Annotated in this window: 15 protein-coding genes; 8 read left to right on the top strand and 7 right to left on the bottom strand. The window is 69.3% G+C overall.

Annotation, left to right across the window (positions count from 1 at the left end):
- Positions 1–34 precede the first annotated feature (34 nt).
- A complete protein-coding gene (locus L324_RS21200) occupies positions 35–757 on the top strand; it encodes an alpha/beta fold hydrolase (protein ID WP_037311154.1) in 723 nt (240 codons plus the stop codon).
- Between the two features lie 57 nt (positions 758–814).
- On the opposite strand, the gene L324_RS21195 is transcribed toward L324_RS21200, so the two are convergent.
- Positions 815–1663 carry a hypothetical protein gene (locus tag L324_RS21195; RefSeq protein WP_037311151.1) on the bottom strand — a complete coding sequence of 283 codons (849 nt, stop codon included), beginning with the start codon at positions 1661–1663 and terminating at the stop codon, positions 815–817.
- An 11-nt stretch (positions 1664–1674) separates the two neighbouring features.
- Entirely contained in the window at positions 1675–2169 is a 495-nt protein-coding gene (locus L324_RS21190; protein ID WP_037311148.1) for a SigE family RNA polymerase sigma factor, read from the bottom strand.
- A gap of 105 nt (positions 2170–2274) precedes the next feature.
- Between L324_RS21190 and L324_RS21185 the strand changes: the two genes are divergently transcribed.
- Positions 2275–2703: a GNAT family N-acetyltransferase gene (locus L324_RS21185; protein ID WP_051174012.1), complete on the top strand. Its 429-nt coding sequence runs from the start codon at positions 2275–2277 to the stop codon at positions 2701–2703.
- Between the two features lie 24 nt (positions 2704–2727).
- A complete protein-coding gene (locus tag L324_RS21180) occupies positions 2728–3399 on the top strand; it encodes an NAD(P)H-binding protein (protein WP_037311145.1) in 672 nt (223 codons plus the stop codon).
- 15 nt (positions 3400–3414) lie between these two features.
- Here L324_RS21180 and L324_RS21175 read toward each other — a convergent pair whose 3' ends face one another.
- A complete protein-coding gene (locus L324_RS21175; protein WP_037311142.1) occupies positions 3415–4242 on the bottom strand; it encodes an alpha/beta fold hydrolase in 828 nt (275 codons plus the stop codon).
- A gap of 214 nt (positions 4243–4456) precedes the next feature.
- Here L324_RS21175 and L324_RS21170 point away from each other — a divergent pair, with 214 nt between their 5' ends.
- The 4 genes from L324_RS21170 (at position 4457) to L324_RS21155 (ending at position 12655) form a co-directional block, all read left to right on the top strand.
- Positions 4457–5197, top strand: a complete 741-nt coding sequence (locus tag L324_RS21170; protein ID WP_037311140.1) for a lipase family protein — start codon at positions 4457–4459, stop codon at positions 5195–5197.
- 263 nt (positions 5198–5460) lie between these two features.
- A complete protein-coding gene (locus L324_RS21165; protein WP_037311138.1) occupies positions 5461–6303 on the top strand; it encodes a hypothetical protein in 843 nt (280 codons plus the stop codon).
- Positions 6304–6731: 428 nt separating this feature from the next.
- Complete coding sequence (locus L324_RS21160; protein WP_037311332.1) at positions 6732–7943, top strand: amidohydrolase family protein; 1212 nt, start codon at positions 6732–6734, stop codon at positions 7941–7943.
- Between the two features lie 152 nt (positions 7944–8095).
- Positions 8096–12655 (top strand): DUF6531 domain-containing protein, encoded by a 4560-nt coding sequence (locus L324_RS21155; protein ID WP_051174011.1) that lies wholly within the window; start codon positions 8096–8098, stop codon positions 12653–12655.
- 20 nt (positions 12656–12675) lie between these two features.
- Here the strand turns inward: L324_RS21155 and L324_RS21150 are convergent, their stop codons facing one another.
- From L324_RS21150 to L324_RS21135, 4 genes are all read right to left on the bottom strand, one after another.
- Positions 12676–13143 carry a DsrE/DsrF/DrsH-like family protein gene (locus L324_RS21150; protein ID WP_037311135.1) on the bottom strand — a complete coding sequence of 156 codons (468 nt, stop codon included), beginning with the start codon at positions 13141–13143 and terminating at the stop codon, positions 12676–12678.
- Between the two features lie 13 nt (positions 13144–13156).
- Positions 13157–13474: a TusE/DsrC/DsvC family sulfur relay protein gene (locus tag L324_RS21145; protein ID WP_037311132.1), complete on the bottom strand. Its 318-nt coding sequence runs from the start codon at positions 13472–13474 to the stop codon at positions 13157–13159.
- Positions 13475–13495: 21 nt separating this feature from the next.
- Positions 13496–14743, bottom strand: a complete 1248-nt coding sequence (sqr, locus tag L324_RS21140) for a type III sulfide quinone reductase, selenoprotein subtype (protein WP_037311326.1) — start codon at positions 14741–14743, stop codon at positions 13496–13498.
- 118 nt (positions 14744–14861) lie between these two features.
- Positions 14862–15128 (bottom strand): DUF1876 domain-containing protein, encoded by a 267-nt coding sequence (locus L324_RS21135; protein WP_037311323.1) that lies wholly within the window; start codon positions 15126–15128, stop codon positions 14862–14864.
- Positions 15129–15320: 192 nt separating this feature from the next.
- On the opposite strand from L324_RS21135, the gene L324_RS21130 reads away from it, so the two are divergent.
- On the top strand, positions 15321–16496 hold the full coding sequence (locus tag L324_RS21130) for a site-2 protease family protein (RefSeq protein WP_037311130.1): 1176 nt from the start codon (positions 15321–15323) through the stop codon (positions 16494–16496).
- Positions 16497–16593: the final 97 nt, after the last annotated feature.

Genomic DNA, 16593 nt, shown 5'->3' with positions numbered 1-16593 from the left:
CCCGAGAATCCCTTTCGAGAAAGGCACCACCGTCATGAGCGAGCCCACCATCGTCCTGGTCCACGGCGCGTTCGCCGACGCCACCGGCAGCTGGGACGGCGTCACCCGCCTCCTGCTCGGCCGTGGCCACCGGGTCGTCACCGTCGCCAACCCGTTGCGCGGCCTCCACCACGACGCGGACTACCTCCGCACGACGCTCGCCACCACCCCCGGCCCGATCGTGCTGGTCGGCCATTCCTACGGCGGCGCGGTGATCACCCAGGCGGCCACCGAGGCCGAGAACGTCAGCGCGCTGGTCTACGTCGCGGCGTTCGCCCCGGACCAGGACGAGTCCGCGGGCGAACTGGACCGGCGTTTCGGTGGCGTCGCCCAGGAGGTCACCACCGCACGGCCCCTGCCGGGAGCAGACGAGGCCGACCCCGACGGGCCGCCACGGGTCGAGCTGAGCATCGACCCCGCTCGTTTCCACGACGTCTTCGCCCCGGACACGACGGCGGCGGACGCCGCCCTGCTGGCCGTCAACCAGCGTCCGCTCGCGCTGGCCGCGATGCTCGAACCGGCCGGTGCCCCGGCGTGGAAGCGGCACCCCGTCCACTACGCGATCGCCACCGAGGACCGGATGATCCCCGTTGCCGGGCAACGATTCATGGCCGGGAGGATGAACGCGAACGTCGTCGAGGTGCCCACCGGTCACCTGGCCATGCTCGGCGCGCCCGAAGCCATCGCGCGGCTCATCACCACCGCGACCGGGCACTGACCCCCGAGTTCCGCGCCGTCCCGGCCTCCACCGGGACGGCGCGGAACTCGTGACGGCTCACGGGTAGAGCGTCATCCCGGGATCGAGCGCGATCTCGGTCAGCTGCTCCAGGGTGAGGGGCGGCACCGGGCTGTCCGGTTTCCGGTCCCGCTTGGCGTCGACGGTGTTCGCGGCCTCGAGGACCACCCCGATCTTGTCGGCGCGGGCGACGTCGACCCGATGGATCGTCGGCCCGCCGCGCACGGTCAAGGTGGCCGCCACGATGACCTCACCCTTCGGCCCGAACGACCGCCGGCACACCTGTTCCATATCCACGGGTGCCTGGTCCGCACAGTCGGCGGGCAGGTTCAGGCGGCCGCCCATCCGCCCCAGAATCGCTTGGACACTCCCCTTTTTGCCCGACCGGACGGTGGCCGCCCCCGCGAGGAACTCGTCCTCGCCACCACTGCACACGCCACCGCCGTCGTTGCTCACCGGCCTCGCCGAATGGACGACCTGCAGCGGTCCGCGCCCGGGGTCTCCCACGGGGTAGGCCACCGCGTTGGGCGCCAGTGTCGTGCCCGCCGCGAGCCGGGCGGTCACCGCCGCGGACAGCACCCCGGTGAGCCGCGTCGTCGCGTCGGCCGGTTTCTCCGCCGGCACCGGGCCCATCAGGGTGGGGATCTTGCAGGGTTCCGGCAGTTCCGGCGCCGAGGACGGTGGAGCCGCCGCACGCACCGTGCCGGATGATCCGGGGGCGAGGACGAAAGCCGCCCCGACGGCGACGGCGGCCACGCCCGCGGCCGTCACCACCCAGGGATTCGGCCGGAGCCAGGCCGTCTTCCGCTCCCGCGCCACGATCGCGTCGACGTCCACAGTGGACGGAGGAGTCGCGCCGATGATCTCGTCGATCCGTTCCTTGGTCATCTCGATCTCCTTCAGCTCAGGGTGGTTTCGGCCAGCCGCGCACGCAACGTGACGAGGCCCCGGGCGGTCTGGCTCTTCACCGTTCCCGCCGAACAGCCGAGGATCGCGGCCGTCTCCTCGACCGAGAGGTCGCAGTAGATCCGCAGTACGACAGCGGCGCGGCGGCGCGGCGGCAGGGCTTCGAGCAGGGCGAACAGCTGCGCCCGGTCCAGTACCTCCGAATTCGGCTCCATCGCCGGTTCGGGCAGATCGCCCGACAGCTCTTCCCGCCGCCACGGCCTGCCGCGCTCGTCGAGCCAGGTGCGCACCAGGATCCGGCGCACGTAGGCGTCGAGGTGGTCGACGCCGCTCGCCCGCTTCCAATGCCGGTAGAGCTTGGCGATCGTGATCGACACCAAGTCGTCCGCGAGATGCCAGTCGCGGCAGAGCAGATAGCCCGTCCGCCGCAACACCTCCATCCGGGACGTGACGTACTCCCGGTACGCCGTTTCGTCGGACCGCTTCACCCAGGCCTCCCATGGTTTTCGCTCACACCTCCTACAACCGGGGGTGAGCGCGCCGGGGTTGCCCGAAATGGCCCGGAACCTCGGAGAGTGCCATAGAGTCGGGCGATGCCTGTGTCGTTGATGCCGCTGTCCCGTGAGAACGTCCGCGCGGTCTGCGAACTTCGCTTGGCCGAGGACCAACGCCATCTCGTCGCTCCTGCCGCCTACACCGTCGCCGAAGGCAATTACGAGCCCGGCGCGGTCCTGCGGGCCATCCACCACGACGACACACCGGTCGGCGTCCTGCTCGTCGAGGTCGAGAACGGAACCCCGCACCTGGTCAGGTTCATGGTGGACGCGGACCACCAAGGCCGCGGGATCGGCGGCCGCGCCGTCGAACTACTGGTGGACGAACTGCGCGCGAGTGGCTGGAAGACGCTGGAGACCAGCGTCGTACCGGTCAAGGGCGGCGCCGAAGGCTTCTGGCGCCGCTGCGGTTTCCAGGGCACTGACCGCACCCACTACGGCGAACCGGTCTTCGTTCGACCGCTGTAGCCCCGGAACCCGATCGGGAACACCATGAAGATCGTCATCGCCGGCGGCCACGGCAAGATCGCCCTGCGGCTGACCCGGCTCCTCACCGCACGCGGCGACTCCGTCGTGGGCATCGTGCGCAACCCGCGCCACGTCGACGACATCGAACGCGCGGGCGGGGAAGCCGTCGTGCTCGATCTCGAACAGGCCACGGTGGACGAGGTGGCGGCGGCCCTCGCCGGCGCGGACGCCGCCGTCTTCTCGGCGGGCTCGGGCAACAGCGCCGCCTCCGCCCGCCGGGACAAGATGGACCGGGCCGCCGTCGTGCTGGTTATGGACGCGGCCGAAAAGACCGGTGTGCGGCGGTTCCTGCACGTCAGCTCCATCAACGTCGGCGGTGCCGACGACAGCGGCATCGGCGAGGGGTACGCCACCTACCTGCGGGCCAAGCGCGCCGCCGAGGAGCACATCTTCGCCCGCGAGAACCTCGACTGGACAGTACTGCGGCCCGGCGTGCTCACCGACGAAGACGGCGACGGCACCGTCGAGCTCACCGCCGGGGAGAGGATCGGATCGAAACGGGTCCGGTACGACCAGGTCGCCAGGGACGACGTCGCCGCCGTGCTCGTGGCCCTGCTCGACCGGCCCGGCACCGTCGGCCGTATCTACGTCGTGGTCGGCGGCGAGACCCCTATCGAAAAGGCGATCGACGGTTAGCTCGGCCTTCGCTCATCAAGTCGTGAAGAAGTCGATGAGTGCGCGGGCGATCCGGCCGGGAGCGTTCTCGGTGGGAATGTGGTCCGCTTCCGAAATCCGGATGAGCGTGGTGTGCGGGATCTCCCGAGCGAACTTCTCGGCGTACTCCACCGTCTCGAATTCGTCGTCCTCGCCCCAGATCAGCAACTTGGGTGTCGTGGACCGCTTCAGCGCGGGAATGAGTTCGAGGGTGTAGCGGCTTTCCGCCGCAGCCGCCAGAGCCACCCAGGAGCGGCGGACCCGCGGGTCGGTCCACGGGTCCAGATACTCGGCGATCAGCTGTTCGGTGGCGGCCCCGGCCAGCGCCGACGCCACGGCCCGCCGCCGGGCGGCGAGGAGATCGTCGCCGGTGGCCGCCGGGTCGCGGAACCGGGCCACGTGGGGCGCGGGCCATGAGTCGTAGGTGACCGAGTTGACCAAGGCCAGCCGGGACACCTCCAGCTGCCCGTGGACGAGGAGACGCTGGGCGATGGCGCCGCCGATGTCATGCGCCGCCACGGCGACCGGCCCGGAGATCTCCATCGCGGACGCGAAGCGCGCCACCCACTCCGCGAGGGCGGGGACGGTCGCCGTTTCCCGGGTGAGCTCGCCTCCCGAGCGCCCCAGTCCGGGGAGGTCGACCGCGATGGGCCGCAGGCCCGCCTCCGCGAGCCGGCCCAGCACCGGAAGCCAGACCCGGCTCCAATACGTTCCGTGCAGCAACAGCACGACCGGGCCGTCCCGGCCCGCGGTCAGGTAGCTGGCCGATTCGCCGTCGACCTGGACTTCGCTCCTCCGCACGCTTGTTTCGGTGGTTCCGCTCATAGGCCCACTGTGACCGGAGTCCGGCCCACGGCCGAGAGTCTGAAAAGACATCTTTGGGTACTATTCTGCCACGGGTTTGTCTGGTTTGTCCATGAAGGAATCGGGACATCGAATGTCCCGATCCCTTCCGACCTGCGCGAATCCTTCTATTTCATCGGTATTTCATCGGCCCTCATTACCGTTCATCCGGGAATTCGACAGCGGGGAGAAACCGATGAAAAAAGGCAGAGCACGCTTACTCGCGACGGCCGTCCTGTCCGTCGTCACCCTGGCAGGCGCGATCGCCGGTGCGGGGGCGGCGCAGGCGGCCGCGGCCCGGCCGGACGGTCCGTGCGGGCCGGTCATGTTCGTCGTGCCGGGGTATCAGGACGGCGGCGCCCAGAAGCTGCTGGACCCGGCGCTGGCGCCTGGTGGCGCCGATCCGGTGCGCATCCCGTACCCGAACGGCGCGGGTGACATCAATCTGTACGCCGATGTCGACGCCGGTGTCGCGAACCTCAGGACCGCGCTTTACAACCTCTACGTCACCTTCGGCTGCGACCTCGACACCAAGGTGTACATCGTCGGGTTCAGCCTCGGCGCGCTCGTGGCGGGGACCGTGCTGGAGACCGAGCCGCCCGGACGCAACATCCAGGGTGTCCTGTTCGCCGACGGGCGGCGGCAGCCCGTGGAGTCGAACTGGCCGGGTGATCCCGGCGGCCTGATCGGGCATCTGCCCGTACCCGGGCCCGGCGGCGCCGGTTTCCGGCCGCTGGACTCGTTCCGCTATCCGACGCTGAGCCTGTGCAACGGCCCCAATTCGGGTGGCGGGGCGGATCTGATCTGCTTCGGCGGCACCAATCTGGACAGCTATTTCACGTCGCACCCGTATTACAGTTTCGAAGTGGGCAACGAGCTGAACATCCACGGCGAAGGCCCGTACCCGAACAACCTGCGCAACCGCGTCATTCCGTAACCCGTCGCGGCGAGATCCACACCGTCGCCGGTGCGTCGCCCGGACTCCCGGGCGGCGCACCGGCTGCTCGTCGCAGGTTACGAGCGACTGGATTGTGTCTTCCACCAGGGGGTTGCTCGGCCAGTCGAGGTCCTGCCCGAGTGGACAGGCCGGATCGAACCTTCGGGCAAGTCTGTGGCGAGACGACTCCGCAGAGCAACCCGATTCCATTCCCGGCGTCTTCCGGACAAAGCTTCACCAAAGTCTGCGAGAGGGGCGCTGAAATGGAATTCACCGCGAAGAAGACGATCAAAACGCTCATTGTCGGCGGGGCTGTCGCGGCCACCGCACTCCTTTCCGCGTGCAGCGGAAACAATGTCGCCGGAAATGGTTCGCCGGTGAAGAACGCGGCGGCCGCCGGACAGGCATCGGTGGGCGGCGCCCAGGGTGCGGCCACCGGCGGAACCGGCGGCGCGGCGGAGGGCGACGTCAACTGCAGTGAGCACGGTGGCCAGGTCGGTGCGCCGGGGCGGCCGAAGATGGACCTGATCGCGGTGGCCGCCACCGACGGCACCACACCGGGCTGCACCGAGGCGTTCAACGTGATCACCGAGTACTACGAGAAGCTTCCACAGGCCGAGGGGCCCGGCGAGCGGGTGCTGGACGTCCAGGGGAGGTGGACCTGTGCCCGGCAGGCGGGGTCCGCGGGCGGCCAGGGTGCGGTGGTCTGCGGCGTGCCCAACGATTCCCTGCAGCTGGAGACCAGGCCCTCGGGCGGTGCCGGGAAGGCACCCGACCGGCAGGCCCGCAAGTTCCCGAACTCCACGCAGCGGGTGCAGTTCAGCGGGTACGACGCCGTGGTGCGGATGGTGCGCTTCCAGCTGATCGACGACGCGCGGAGCGGCCAGACCTACCGGCTTCCGCTGCAGGAGGGCGGCCAGGTGTTCAGCGCGGCCACGCTGTGCCCTGGCGACTCGGTCACCATCGATGACGAAGGCTACGGCGACCTGCCTTGCGGTCAGGACCAGCTGATCCAGCAGCTGAGGGACGGCAACCCGGTGCTCGCGCGGATCAGCGTGAACGGCGACGACGAGATCACCATGGTCAAGGAGATCTACCACCCCTGACCCGAGGGGGTGAGTTCGTCGGCGGTCGCGCGTGAAGGCCCCTTCCCCAGTACATGATGGCCCCCTTCCTTGCGCCTGGCGCAAGGAAGGGGGCCATCATGTACTTCACCGCGAGCAAAGCCGCAGGCTACGAGTAGGTCCCCAAGTGAGGGTTGGTTATTGAGGGGTGAGGCAAAGTTGTCGTGACCGACACCCCAACTCCGCGTTCTCCCGAAGCCGCAGCTGCCGATCATGTCGGTAAAGACTCCGGGAGCCGGGCATGTCTCCAATGTGGCATTGGGGACACTGAGTGCCCCCAATGCCACATTGGAGACATCAGACCGCGGCACGAGCCGATAGCGCGCGCAACACGCCACCTTTGCCTTACCTCTCAACAGAACCATCATTACCACTCACGAGACCTGGCCCCGTCGAGAAAGGTGCTCTCCGTGTTGATCCGTGACGTCCGCCCGTGGGGTGGACAGCGCAGTGACGTCGAGGTGGCCGACGGCCGGATCACCGCGGTGCGGCCGCACGATCCCGCCGTCACCCCCGCGCCGGACACGGTCGAGGGGCGCGGGCGGCTGCTGTTCCCGTCGTTCAGCGACGTGCACGTCCATCTCGACTCCACCCGCATCGGCCTCCCGTTCCGGCCGCACACGGGCGCGCCGGGCGTCTGGGCGATGATGCTCAACGACCGCGAGAACTGGCGCGACGCCGAGGTTCCGCTGCCCGAGCGCGTCGCCGGGACGCTGGAGCGCATGATCGCCAACGGGACCACGCGGGTGCGCAGCTACGCGCAGGTGGACGTCGACTGCCGGCTGGAGCGGCTCGACGCCGTGCTCGCCGCGAAGGAACGGTTCGCCGGGCACGCGGACGTCGACGTGATCGCGTTCCCGCAGGCCGGGATCCTGCGCGAGCCCGGCTCCGCGGACGTGCTGGAGGCCGCGCTGCGTTCGGGTGCCGCGGTCGTCGGCGGGATCGACCCGTGCTCGCTGGACAGGGATCCCAAGGGACATCTCGACGTCGTGTTCGGGCTCGCGGAGAAATACGGCGTGGAGGTGGACATCCACCTGCACGAGCCGGGGCACTTGGGCGTGTTCTCGACGGATCTGGTGATCGAGCGGGTGCGTGCCCTGGACATGCGCGGCAAGGTGACCCTGTCGCACGCGTACGGGCTGGGTTCGGTCTCGGAGTCGGTGAGCCGCCGCCTGATCGACACGTTCGCGGAGCTGGACATCGCGATGGCGACCGTCGCGCCGTCCGTCGACGGCCAGCTGTCCCTGGCGGACCTCACGACGGCCGGTGTGCGTGTCGGCCTGGGGGAAGACGGCCAGCGGGACTACTGGAGCCCGTACGGCAACTGCGACCTGCTCGACCGCACCTGGCAGCTGGCCTTCACGCACGGTTTCCGCCGCGACGACCTGATCGAAATGGCGCTGGCCGTCGCGACGACCGGGGGCGCGTCGATCATGAGCCACGACGTCCCGCGGCTCGCGGGTATCGCCGACCGTCCCGGCGTGGACGTGGGTGACCGCGCCGATCTGCTGCTGGTGGACGGCGAAACGCCGACGAGCGCGGTGATGGACCGCGGCAAGGATCGCACGGTGCTGCACGACGGCGTCGTCGTGGCGGACGGCCTGTCGGTCGTGAGCTTCTGAGCGACCCACCCGGCCAGGCGTGATCCTCGGGCGTTGCCCTTCAGTTCCATCCTCCCCGGTGAAGGGGCATGATCTTCTCAGGGTCGTGGGGAAGCGCTCCCGGAGATGGTATGGATGGCGGTCAAGGATCCCGAGGAAGAAGACGACACCGCATGGCGAACCCCCTGATCGCTGAACGCCAGGATTCCACCAAGGGCTACTCCGGCATGCCCTTGCTCGAGTCGGCGAACGACCTCAAGGAAGGCATCGAGAAGGGCGACTGGGCGTCGGTCGCGATGGGGGCCGTCGGCACGGCCCTCGACGCGCTGTCGATGGCCATGGACCCGTTCGGCTCGATCCTCGCCGCGGGTGTCGGCTGGTTGCTGGAGCACGTCGGCCCGCTCTCCGACGCGCTCGACGCCCTGACCGGCGACGCGGACCAGATCAGGGCACAGGCCGAAACCTGGGCCAACGCCGCCAAGGAACTCGGCACCATCGGCACGGACCTGACCGGCATGGTCGAGGCCGATCTGCAGTCGTGGACGGGCACCGCCGCGGATCAGTACCGGCAGCGGACCACGGACATGACCGACGTCCTCACGGCCGCGCAGAAGGGCTGCGAAGGGGCGTCCAGCGGGGTCAAGACCGCGGGTGAGGTCGTCGCCGCCGTCCGCACCCTCGTCCGCGACATCATCGCCGAACTCGTCGGCCACCTCATCAGCTGGGCGCTGCAAGTGCTGTTCACCCTGGGCATCGGGCTGACCTGGGTGGTGCCGCAGGTCGTGACCGCGGTCGCCAAGACCGCCTCGAAGATCGCCGACATCACCACCAAGCTCGTCAAGGCGCTCAAGGGCCTGATGCCGCTGCTGAAGCGGGCCGACACGCTCTTCGACGACGCCGCCAAGGCCATGCGCAAGCTCCAGGGCGGCAAGGTGGACACCCCTCCCCCGGTCAAGACCAGGGACCGCGGGCTCGACAACGGCAAGGACAAGCACGACGAGAGCACCACCTCCTCCGGCGCCGACCACAACGGCAAGGGCGACGGCGGCGGCAGGAACGACGGCGGTGGCAACACCGGCGACAAGGGCAACACCAAGCAGGACAACGACCAGACGAACGCCAGCGGTAGCGGCAACGGTGGCAATGGTGGCAGCGGCGATCGGGGCGGCAACCGCGACGACTCCACCAAGAAGGACGGCAACAGCGACCGCTCGATTCCGTCCGATTCCAAGAACTACTGCGGCGACCCTGTCGATGTCGCGACCGGCGAGGTCGTCATGACCCAGGTCGACGTGACGTTGCCTGGCGACGCGGCGGATCTGGAGCTGTCCCGCACGCATCTGTCGTCCTACACCGCGGGCCGCTGGTTCGGTCCATCATGGACGTCCACAGTGGACCAGCGACTGGAACTCGGCGGCGACCTGATCCGGTTCCACGCCGAAGACGGCATGGTGCTGGACTTTCCCGTCCCCGCGGGCGAACCTGTGCTGCCGCGGCAAGGCCCACGCCACCGGCTGCACCGCACACCGGACGGCTACCGCCTCTCGGCCGGCGATCGTGAGCTGCATTTCGCCGGTACCGCCGGCATCCTGCCGCTCACGGCCATCGAGCAGGACGGCGCCCGCACGGAATTCGACTACGCCGCCGACGGCACGCCTGTGAAGCTCCGGCGTGACGACGGTGTCGAATTCGTGATCAGCACCGCGAACGGGCGGATCGTCGCTTTCGGCGCGCCGGAACAGGTACCGCTGGTGCGCTTCTCGTACAACCGGCACGGCCAGCTGAGCGCCGTCCTGGACTTCGCCGGCCGTCCGATGACCCTCGACTACGACTTCGGGCACCGGCTCGTCGGCTGGCGGGATCGCACGGGCACCTGGTACCGGTACGTCTACGACGACGCCGGGCGCTGCGTCCGTGCCGTGGGGGCGAACGGTTACTACAACGCCACGTTCGCCTACGAGCCCGGCGTGACCCGGCACACCGACGCCGTCGGTCACACGTGGACCTACCGCCTCAACGACGCCAACCAGCTGATCGAGCGCATCGACCCACTGGGCAATTCCCGGCGCTACCGGTGGAACCACCGCGACGAACTACTGTCCCAAGTGGACGAACTCGGCCGGGAAACCGGCTACGAGTACGACGAGGACGGCGAGCTGGTGGCCGTCAACCGTCCCGGGGGTTCCACCGTGCGGCTGGCGCCCGCCGACGGCGGCGAGGTCCGGCTGCGGGCGGACGACGGGGAGACCGAACGGGTGGTCCCGGCGTTCGACCCGGCCACCACACTCGTCGGCGCCGGGTTGCCGGTGGCCGTCCCCGACGCGCCCGATCCGCTCGGCGACGCCCCCGTGACGGACCGCTCGGTCCGCCCCGGCGATCGCGATCCGTACGGCCGCCCTCGCGTGGTGCACACGGCCTCCGGCGGCACGGTGAAACTCGGCTGGACCATCGACGGCCGTCGTGCCTGGCGGCTCGGGCCGCACGGCGAGCGCGAGACGTGGGTGCACGACGCGGAGGGCCAGGTCGTCGAGTACCGCGACGCGACGGGTGCCGCGCGGCGCCGGAAGTACGGTCCGTTCGGCCTCGTGCTGGAGGAGACCGACGCCGCGGGCGGCCGCACGCTCTACGGCTACGACGGGGAGCTGCGGCTCAGCTCGGTGACCAATCCGAACGGCCTCGTCTGGCGGTATGTCCGTGACGCCGCGGGCAGGCTCGTGGAGGAGGTCGACTACGACGGCCGCCGGATCGGCTACGCCTACGACGCGGCGGGGCAGCTGCGCCGCATGACCACCGGCCTTGGCCAGGTGACCGAGTACGACTACGACCTCCTCGGCAACGTCGTGGCACGACGTACCCCGGACGACGTCACGCGGTACGAATACGACGCGCTCGGCAGGCTGACCGTCGCCGAGAACGCCGAGTCGCGGGTCGAAATCCGCCGTGACGGCACGGACTCCGTCGTCGTCGACACCATCAACGGGCTCGGCGTGTGCTGGCGCTACGACGGTGAGACGCTCGTCCGCCGGACATCGTCCGGAGTGGACAGTGAGTGGCGCTTCCACGATTCGGGGCTGCCGCGGTCGCTGCGGATCGCCGGGCACGAGGTCGCCTTCACCTACGACGACGCCGGACGCGAGATCAGGCGTGACGTCGACGGCTCCGCGGTACTGCGGCGGCGATTCGACGCGGAGGACCGGCTCGCCGAGGAAGACGTCGCGGGCGTCGGGACCCGCACCTACGGCTACCGCCCGGACGGCAGGCTCGCCGCGGTCGGCGACGCGATCCGGCCGTGGCGGTTCTCCTTCGACAGCGCCGGAAGGGTCAGCGAGGCGCGCGGCCCCGCCGGTGTGGAGCGGTTCACCCACGACGCGGCGGGCAACATCACTTCGGCGGTGACGCCGTCGCTGCCGGGACCGCGGATCTACGACCGCAACCTGCTCGTCTCCGCCGGCGAAACCCGCTACGGCGCCGACGAACAGGGCAGGGTCACCGGTTGGCAGCACGCCGACGGGTCCTGCGTCCTCACCTGGGACCACCTCGACCGGCTGCGCTCCGCCCGGACGTCCGACGGCGCGCTCTGGACCTACCACTACGACCCGCTGGGGCGGCGGTTCGCCAAACGCCGCTGGACGACCGGCCCGGACGGCGAGCCCGAGCTCACCGTGGACGTCCGGTTCCTGTGGAGCGAGATGACCCTCGTCGAGCGGGTGGAACACCGTCCCGCCGACGGGTCCTATCGGTTCCTCACCTGGGAGCGGTATGACGACGATCGCCCCGTCGTGCAGGTCGAGCACACCGGCGACGTCGGCGAGGCGCGGTTCCGGGCGGTGATCACGTCGCCCGCGGGAACACCGACCGAACTGCTCGACGAGCGGGGCACCCTGGTCTGGCGGGATCACAGCAGTTTCTGGGGCGCGCCGGTGCCCGGCGCCGATCCCGCGGCGATGCCGCTGGCGTTCCCCGGCCAGTACCGCGACGAGGAAACCGGGCTGCACTACAACGTCTTCCGGTACTACGACCCGCGGACCGCGCGTTACCTCAGCCAGGATCCGCTCGGGCTCGCGGCCGCGCCGAACCCCGTCGGCTATGTCGGCCAGCCGCTGCTCGCCGGCGACCCGCTCGGCCTCGTCGGCTCCTGCGGCAAGAACGGGCCGGGCAGCCAGTCGCGGCCACAGCCGGTCGGTTCCGGCGGGCAGCCCCAGCCGCCGAGAAGGAGCCCGCGGGGCCACGTCCGCGTCGACAAGATGTCCAAAGAGGAATTCGAGAAGTTCAAGCCGGAACTCGACAAGATGCTGAAAGCCGACAAGCACTTCTTCTGGTCCGGTGGCCACAAGAAGCGCAAGCGCGGGGAAGAGGACGAGTACCTCGGCTCGGTCGAGGAGAAGGCCACCAAGATCGCGAAGCAGAACGGCGGCAACACGCTCGAAGGGACTCTCAAGGACAACGGCGTGAGGATGCCCGGGTGGATCAACGATCCGAACGACCCGAGGAAGCCGCTCGTCCAGGAGAAATGGGACTACGTCTCCGAGACCTTCGCCAAGAACTCCAACAAGGACACGCACGTGGTGTTCCCCAGCTGGCCGGGCAAGGGACACGACATCTACCCGCACCGCCGCGACGACAACGTGTTCAAGGTGACCGAGTACCCGCGGCTCGAGGCGAGCGGGATCGATCACATCACCAAGCACAACGCCGAAACCGGCCACACACGGCCGTACCGGCACACGAAGTGACGGAGAGCGGACGCGCTCGCTCAGGTGAAGATGATCTGACCGCCCGCGGCCCGCTCGTAGAACTCTCCGACGGTGATGATGTCCTGCACCTGCTCGATCAGGTCGTCTTTGTCCAGCCCGAACAGATCGACCGACGCTTTGCAGGCGAAGAGCCCCGCACCGGTGTCGGAGATCATTTCGACGAACTCCGGGATGGACGGGATGTCCAGCTTCTCCATCTTGTGCGCCATGAACCGGGTCATCACCGAAGCTACGCCGGGGAAGCCGCCCGCCCACGTGGCCAGGTGCAGTCCGGGATTGCCGACGGTGGCGAGCTTGATGTGCTCGTGGTGGGCCTTGTGCACGGCGTCCAGGCCGAAGAAGGTGAAGAACAGATTGGCTTCGATGCCCTCGGCGCGGGCGCCGTTGGCCATGATCAGCCCGGGGTAGATGGCCTCCAAGGAGCCCTTGGAGATGATGATGGAGACCTTTTCGATCTTGTCGCTCATGATGTGCCGCCTGTCAGATACAGCCGCGAGGCTTCGGGATGCCGGCGATCTTCGCCGCGATCTTGGCCGGGCCCTTCGGAAAGAGCCGGTAGAGCTGCTTGATGGTGACCCCGGACGTCCGGCCCAGGGCTCGTACGGTCGGCCCCGTGCCCTTCTCGGCGTACTCGCGCCGCATGTGTTTGATCACCTGCCAATGCTCATCGGTCAGCGCCTCGATGCCGGCTTCGCGGGCGATCTCTGGGGCCATCTCTTCGGTCCAGCTCCGCGGGTCGGTGAAGAACCCCTCGTCGTTCACAGGCACCGCGGTACCCGCGTAGGTCGCCGTGGGCATGTCTGCGTCCTCCTTGGCTTGTCAGTGGTCGGCGGTGACGGGAAAGTGCTTGCCCGCGCGGGGCATCCGCGTGGAGATGCCGGGAATGTCACGACCGGGCAGCAGACTGTGCCAATACAGCCAGGAGAACATCAGCTTCCCCCAGTGATTGAGCCGCGACTCCTTCAGCAACGGCAGGCCCACCGCCGCCGGGAAGTGTCCGGTCAGCGGCTCGGTGTCATAGTCGAAGTCGATGAGCATCGCCTTGCGGAATCCGCTTTCGATGAAGCAGTTCGTGTGCCCGTCGAAGCCGGTGTCCAGTGGCCGCCCCGCCAGGTACCGCAGGACATTGCGGGTCAGCACCGTTCCTTCGAAGTGGGTGACCGAACCGGCTTTCGACGTCGGCAATGCCGCGGCGTCCCCGATGACGAAGATGTCCGGCCGAGCCTTGGCCTGGAGGGTGTGCGGGTCCGCGGGGACGAAACCGAGTTCGTCTCCCAGCCCCGGCGAACGATCCACATAGGACTGTCCACTGTGCAGCGGGACCAGGACGGCGAGATCGAACGGGACCTCGCGGCCGTCATAGGAGACCAGGCGCCCGCCCGCACCGTCGACCTCGCCGGTGTTGAACTCCGTCACGAGCTCGATGCCCTTCTCCGCCAGCAGGCCGGCGAGGGCCGCCGCGGCGACGGGTTTGGTGAACGCCGCGTCCAACGGCGTGACGTAGGTCAGCCGCACCCGGTCACGGATACCTCGCTCGGTGAAGTACCAGTCGGCGAGGAAGCAGAACTCCAGCGGCGCGACCGGGCATTTGATCGGCAGATCGACCACGTTCACGACCAGCCGGCCGCCGGTGAACCCGTCGAGCGCGGCCTCCAGTGCCATCGCCCCGTCGTAGTCGTAGAAGGTGTGCACCGTGTCGCGCCAGCCCGCACCCGTCAGCCCCTCGGTCTCCTCGGGCACCAGCCGGGCGCCGGTCGCGACGACCAGCGCGTCATAGGCCAGTACCGTCCCGTCCCGCAAGTACACCCGTGCGGCGTCGGGGTCGACCCGGTCGACGTCGCCGCGGTGGTACTCGATGCCTCGGCGCAGCTGGCGAGGCCGCGAGCGGACAAGGTCTTCGGGGGCGGCCAGGCCGAACGGCACGAACAGCAACCCGGGCTGGTACACGTGGTCGTCGTCGCGGTCCACGACGGTGATCTTGACCTGCTCACCCGATGCCCGCCGGAGCCGGTTGGCCGCCAGCGTACCGCCGGTACCACTGCCGAGGATCACGATGCGTTTCGTCACCCTCTCAGTCTTCTGGCGGCGCACCGGCGTCCGTAGGGTCTTCCGTCCCCCGCCCGGGCGGCGAAGGGCCGCGATGATCAGTCCCTCGCGACCTGGTCGGGCGGCGTCCCTGACCGGGTCAGCGAGTGAGACGTGCCGGTTCGCGGGTGACTCCTTCGATATCCGACGCGGCGGCTTCGAGCAGCCGATGCGCGAGTTCACTCAACGCGCGCGAGGTGGCCAGTTCGTCGCCGATCTCCGGAACATCGGCATCGACGGGGTTCAGCCGCGCGAGCCCGGTCCCGGTCAACCCGGTCTCGTCCCGGTTGTGCAACCGCGCCGTCGCCCGCGTCCGTCCTTCGTGCTCGTCGATGAAGATCTCCACAGTCCACTGCTTCTCTTGCATTCCGGCCTCCTTGACCATGCGACGTTCCGACCCTCCCACCGTCTTCCCGCCGTGGTGACCGCGGAAAGTGCCGAAGGTCCCGTGGGCGGCGAACGGCCTGCCGATCGAGGCTGTTCGGCCCTGGTCACTCATTTCCCGCGGCCCGAACGTGGATCAGGTCCGTTGCACAGCAGGGCCGAAGGAAGGATTCCGATGTTCCGTACCGCCATCCCCCTCGGCCACTGGGCGGGAATCCGCGTGGGCGCCCACTGGTCGGTCTTCGTCGTGCTCGTCCTGATCGCCGATCTCCTGGCGTCCACGGTCCTCCCGCAAGCCGCCCCCGGCGAAACGACCACGTCGTACTGGGTCGCGGCGGGACTGACCGCCATCGGGTTCCTGATCTCGCTCCTGCTGCATGAGCTGTCCCACGCCCTCGTGGCGCGACGGTACGGGGTGGGCGTCAAACGGATCACGCTGTGGATGCTCGGCGGTGCGGCCGAGCTCGAGGACGAGCCGCCGAGCCCGCGAGCGGATCTGCGGATCGCGGTCGCGGGGCCGGTTGCCAGCCTGGTGATCGGCGGGACAGCACTCGGCACGGCGATGCTGGCCGCTCGCACCCTGCCCCCGCTTCCGGTCGGCGGCCTGGTCTGGCTCGGCGTCAGCAACCTCGTGCTCGCCGTCTTCAACCTCCTGCCGGGCGCCCCGCTCGACGGCGGCCGGATCCTCCGGGCGCTGGTCTGGCAGTGGCGCGGCGACCGGGTCAAGGCGGTCGCGGTGTCGGCGAAGGCGGGGCAGGTCCTCGGCGCCCTCCTCGGCGCGGCAGGTCTCGCGCAACTGATCCTGCTCCGGCAGTTCGGCGGTCTCTGGCTCATGCTGCTCGGCTGGTTCCTGGTCTTCGCCGCCCAGGCCGAGCTCACCACCGGACTGCTCCGTGAACGACTCGAAGGACTGCGGGTCGGCGACATCATGAATCCGGCACCGGTGATCGCACCCGGCTGGTGGACGGTGGACGCTTTCGCCACCTACGCCGCGGGCAAGAGCCGCGACCGCGTCTACCCCGTACTGTCGTTCGACGGCGTCCCCATCGGCATCGTCAGTCTCGGCGACCTGGCCCATCTGTCCGAAAAGGACCGAAGGGTGACCAGGGTCGCCGACGTCGCGCGAAAAGAGCCGACGGTCACCGTCGCCGATGTCGACGCCCCAGTCACCGAGCTGATGTCCGGCGCCTTCGTCGGGCACGGCCGCGACCTCGTCCTGGTCACCAAGGCCGCGGGCTTGGCCGGAGTGGTCAGCGCCGAAGACCTCGCGCGCGCGGTCGAACTGGCCGCACTCGGCCATGCGCCGCGCGCCGCGAACCCGGACTCCGCCGGCGACGTCATCGCGGGGTGAGGCTTCGCTGAGGACGAAAAGGCCGGTTCGGAAGGACCTACGCCCCTCGCCGCCACCCGGATCCGTCGGCGATGCTCGTTCTCCGGTCAGGGTTCGG

It is taken from the genome of Amycolatopsis orientalis DSM 40040 = KCTC 9412 (genome assembly GCF_000478275.1).
Lineage (GTDB): Bacteria > Actinomycetota > Actinomycetes > Mycobacteriales > Pseudonocardiaceae > Amycolatopsis > Amycolatopsis orientalis.
The sequence above is the reverse complement of the archived record's forward strand: the minus strand, read 5'-3'. Positions and strand labels throughout refer to the sequence as shown.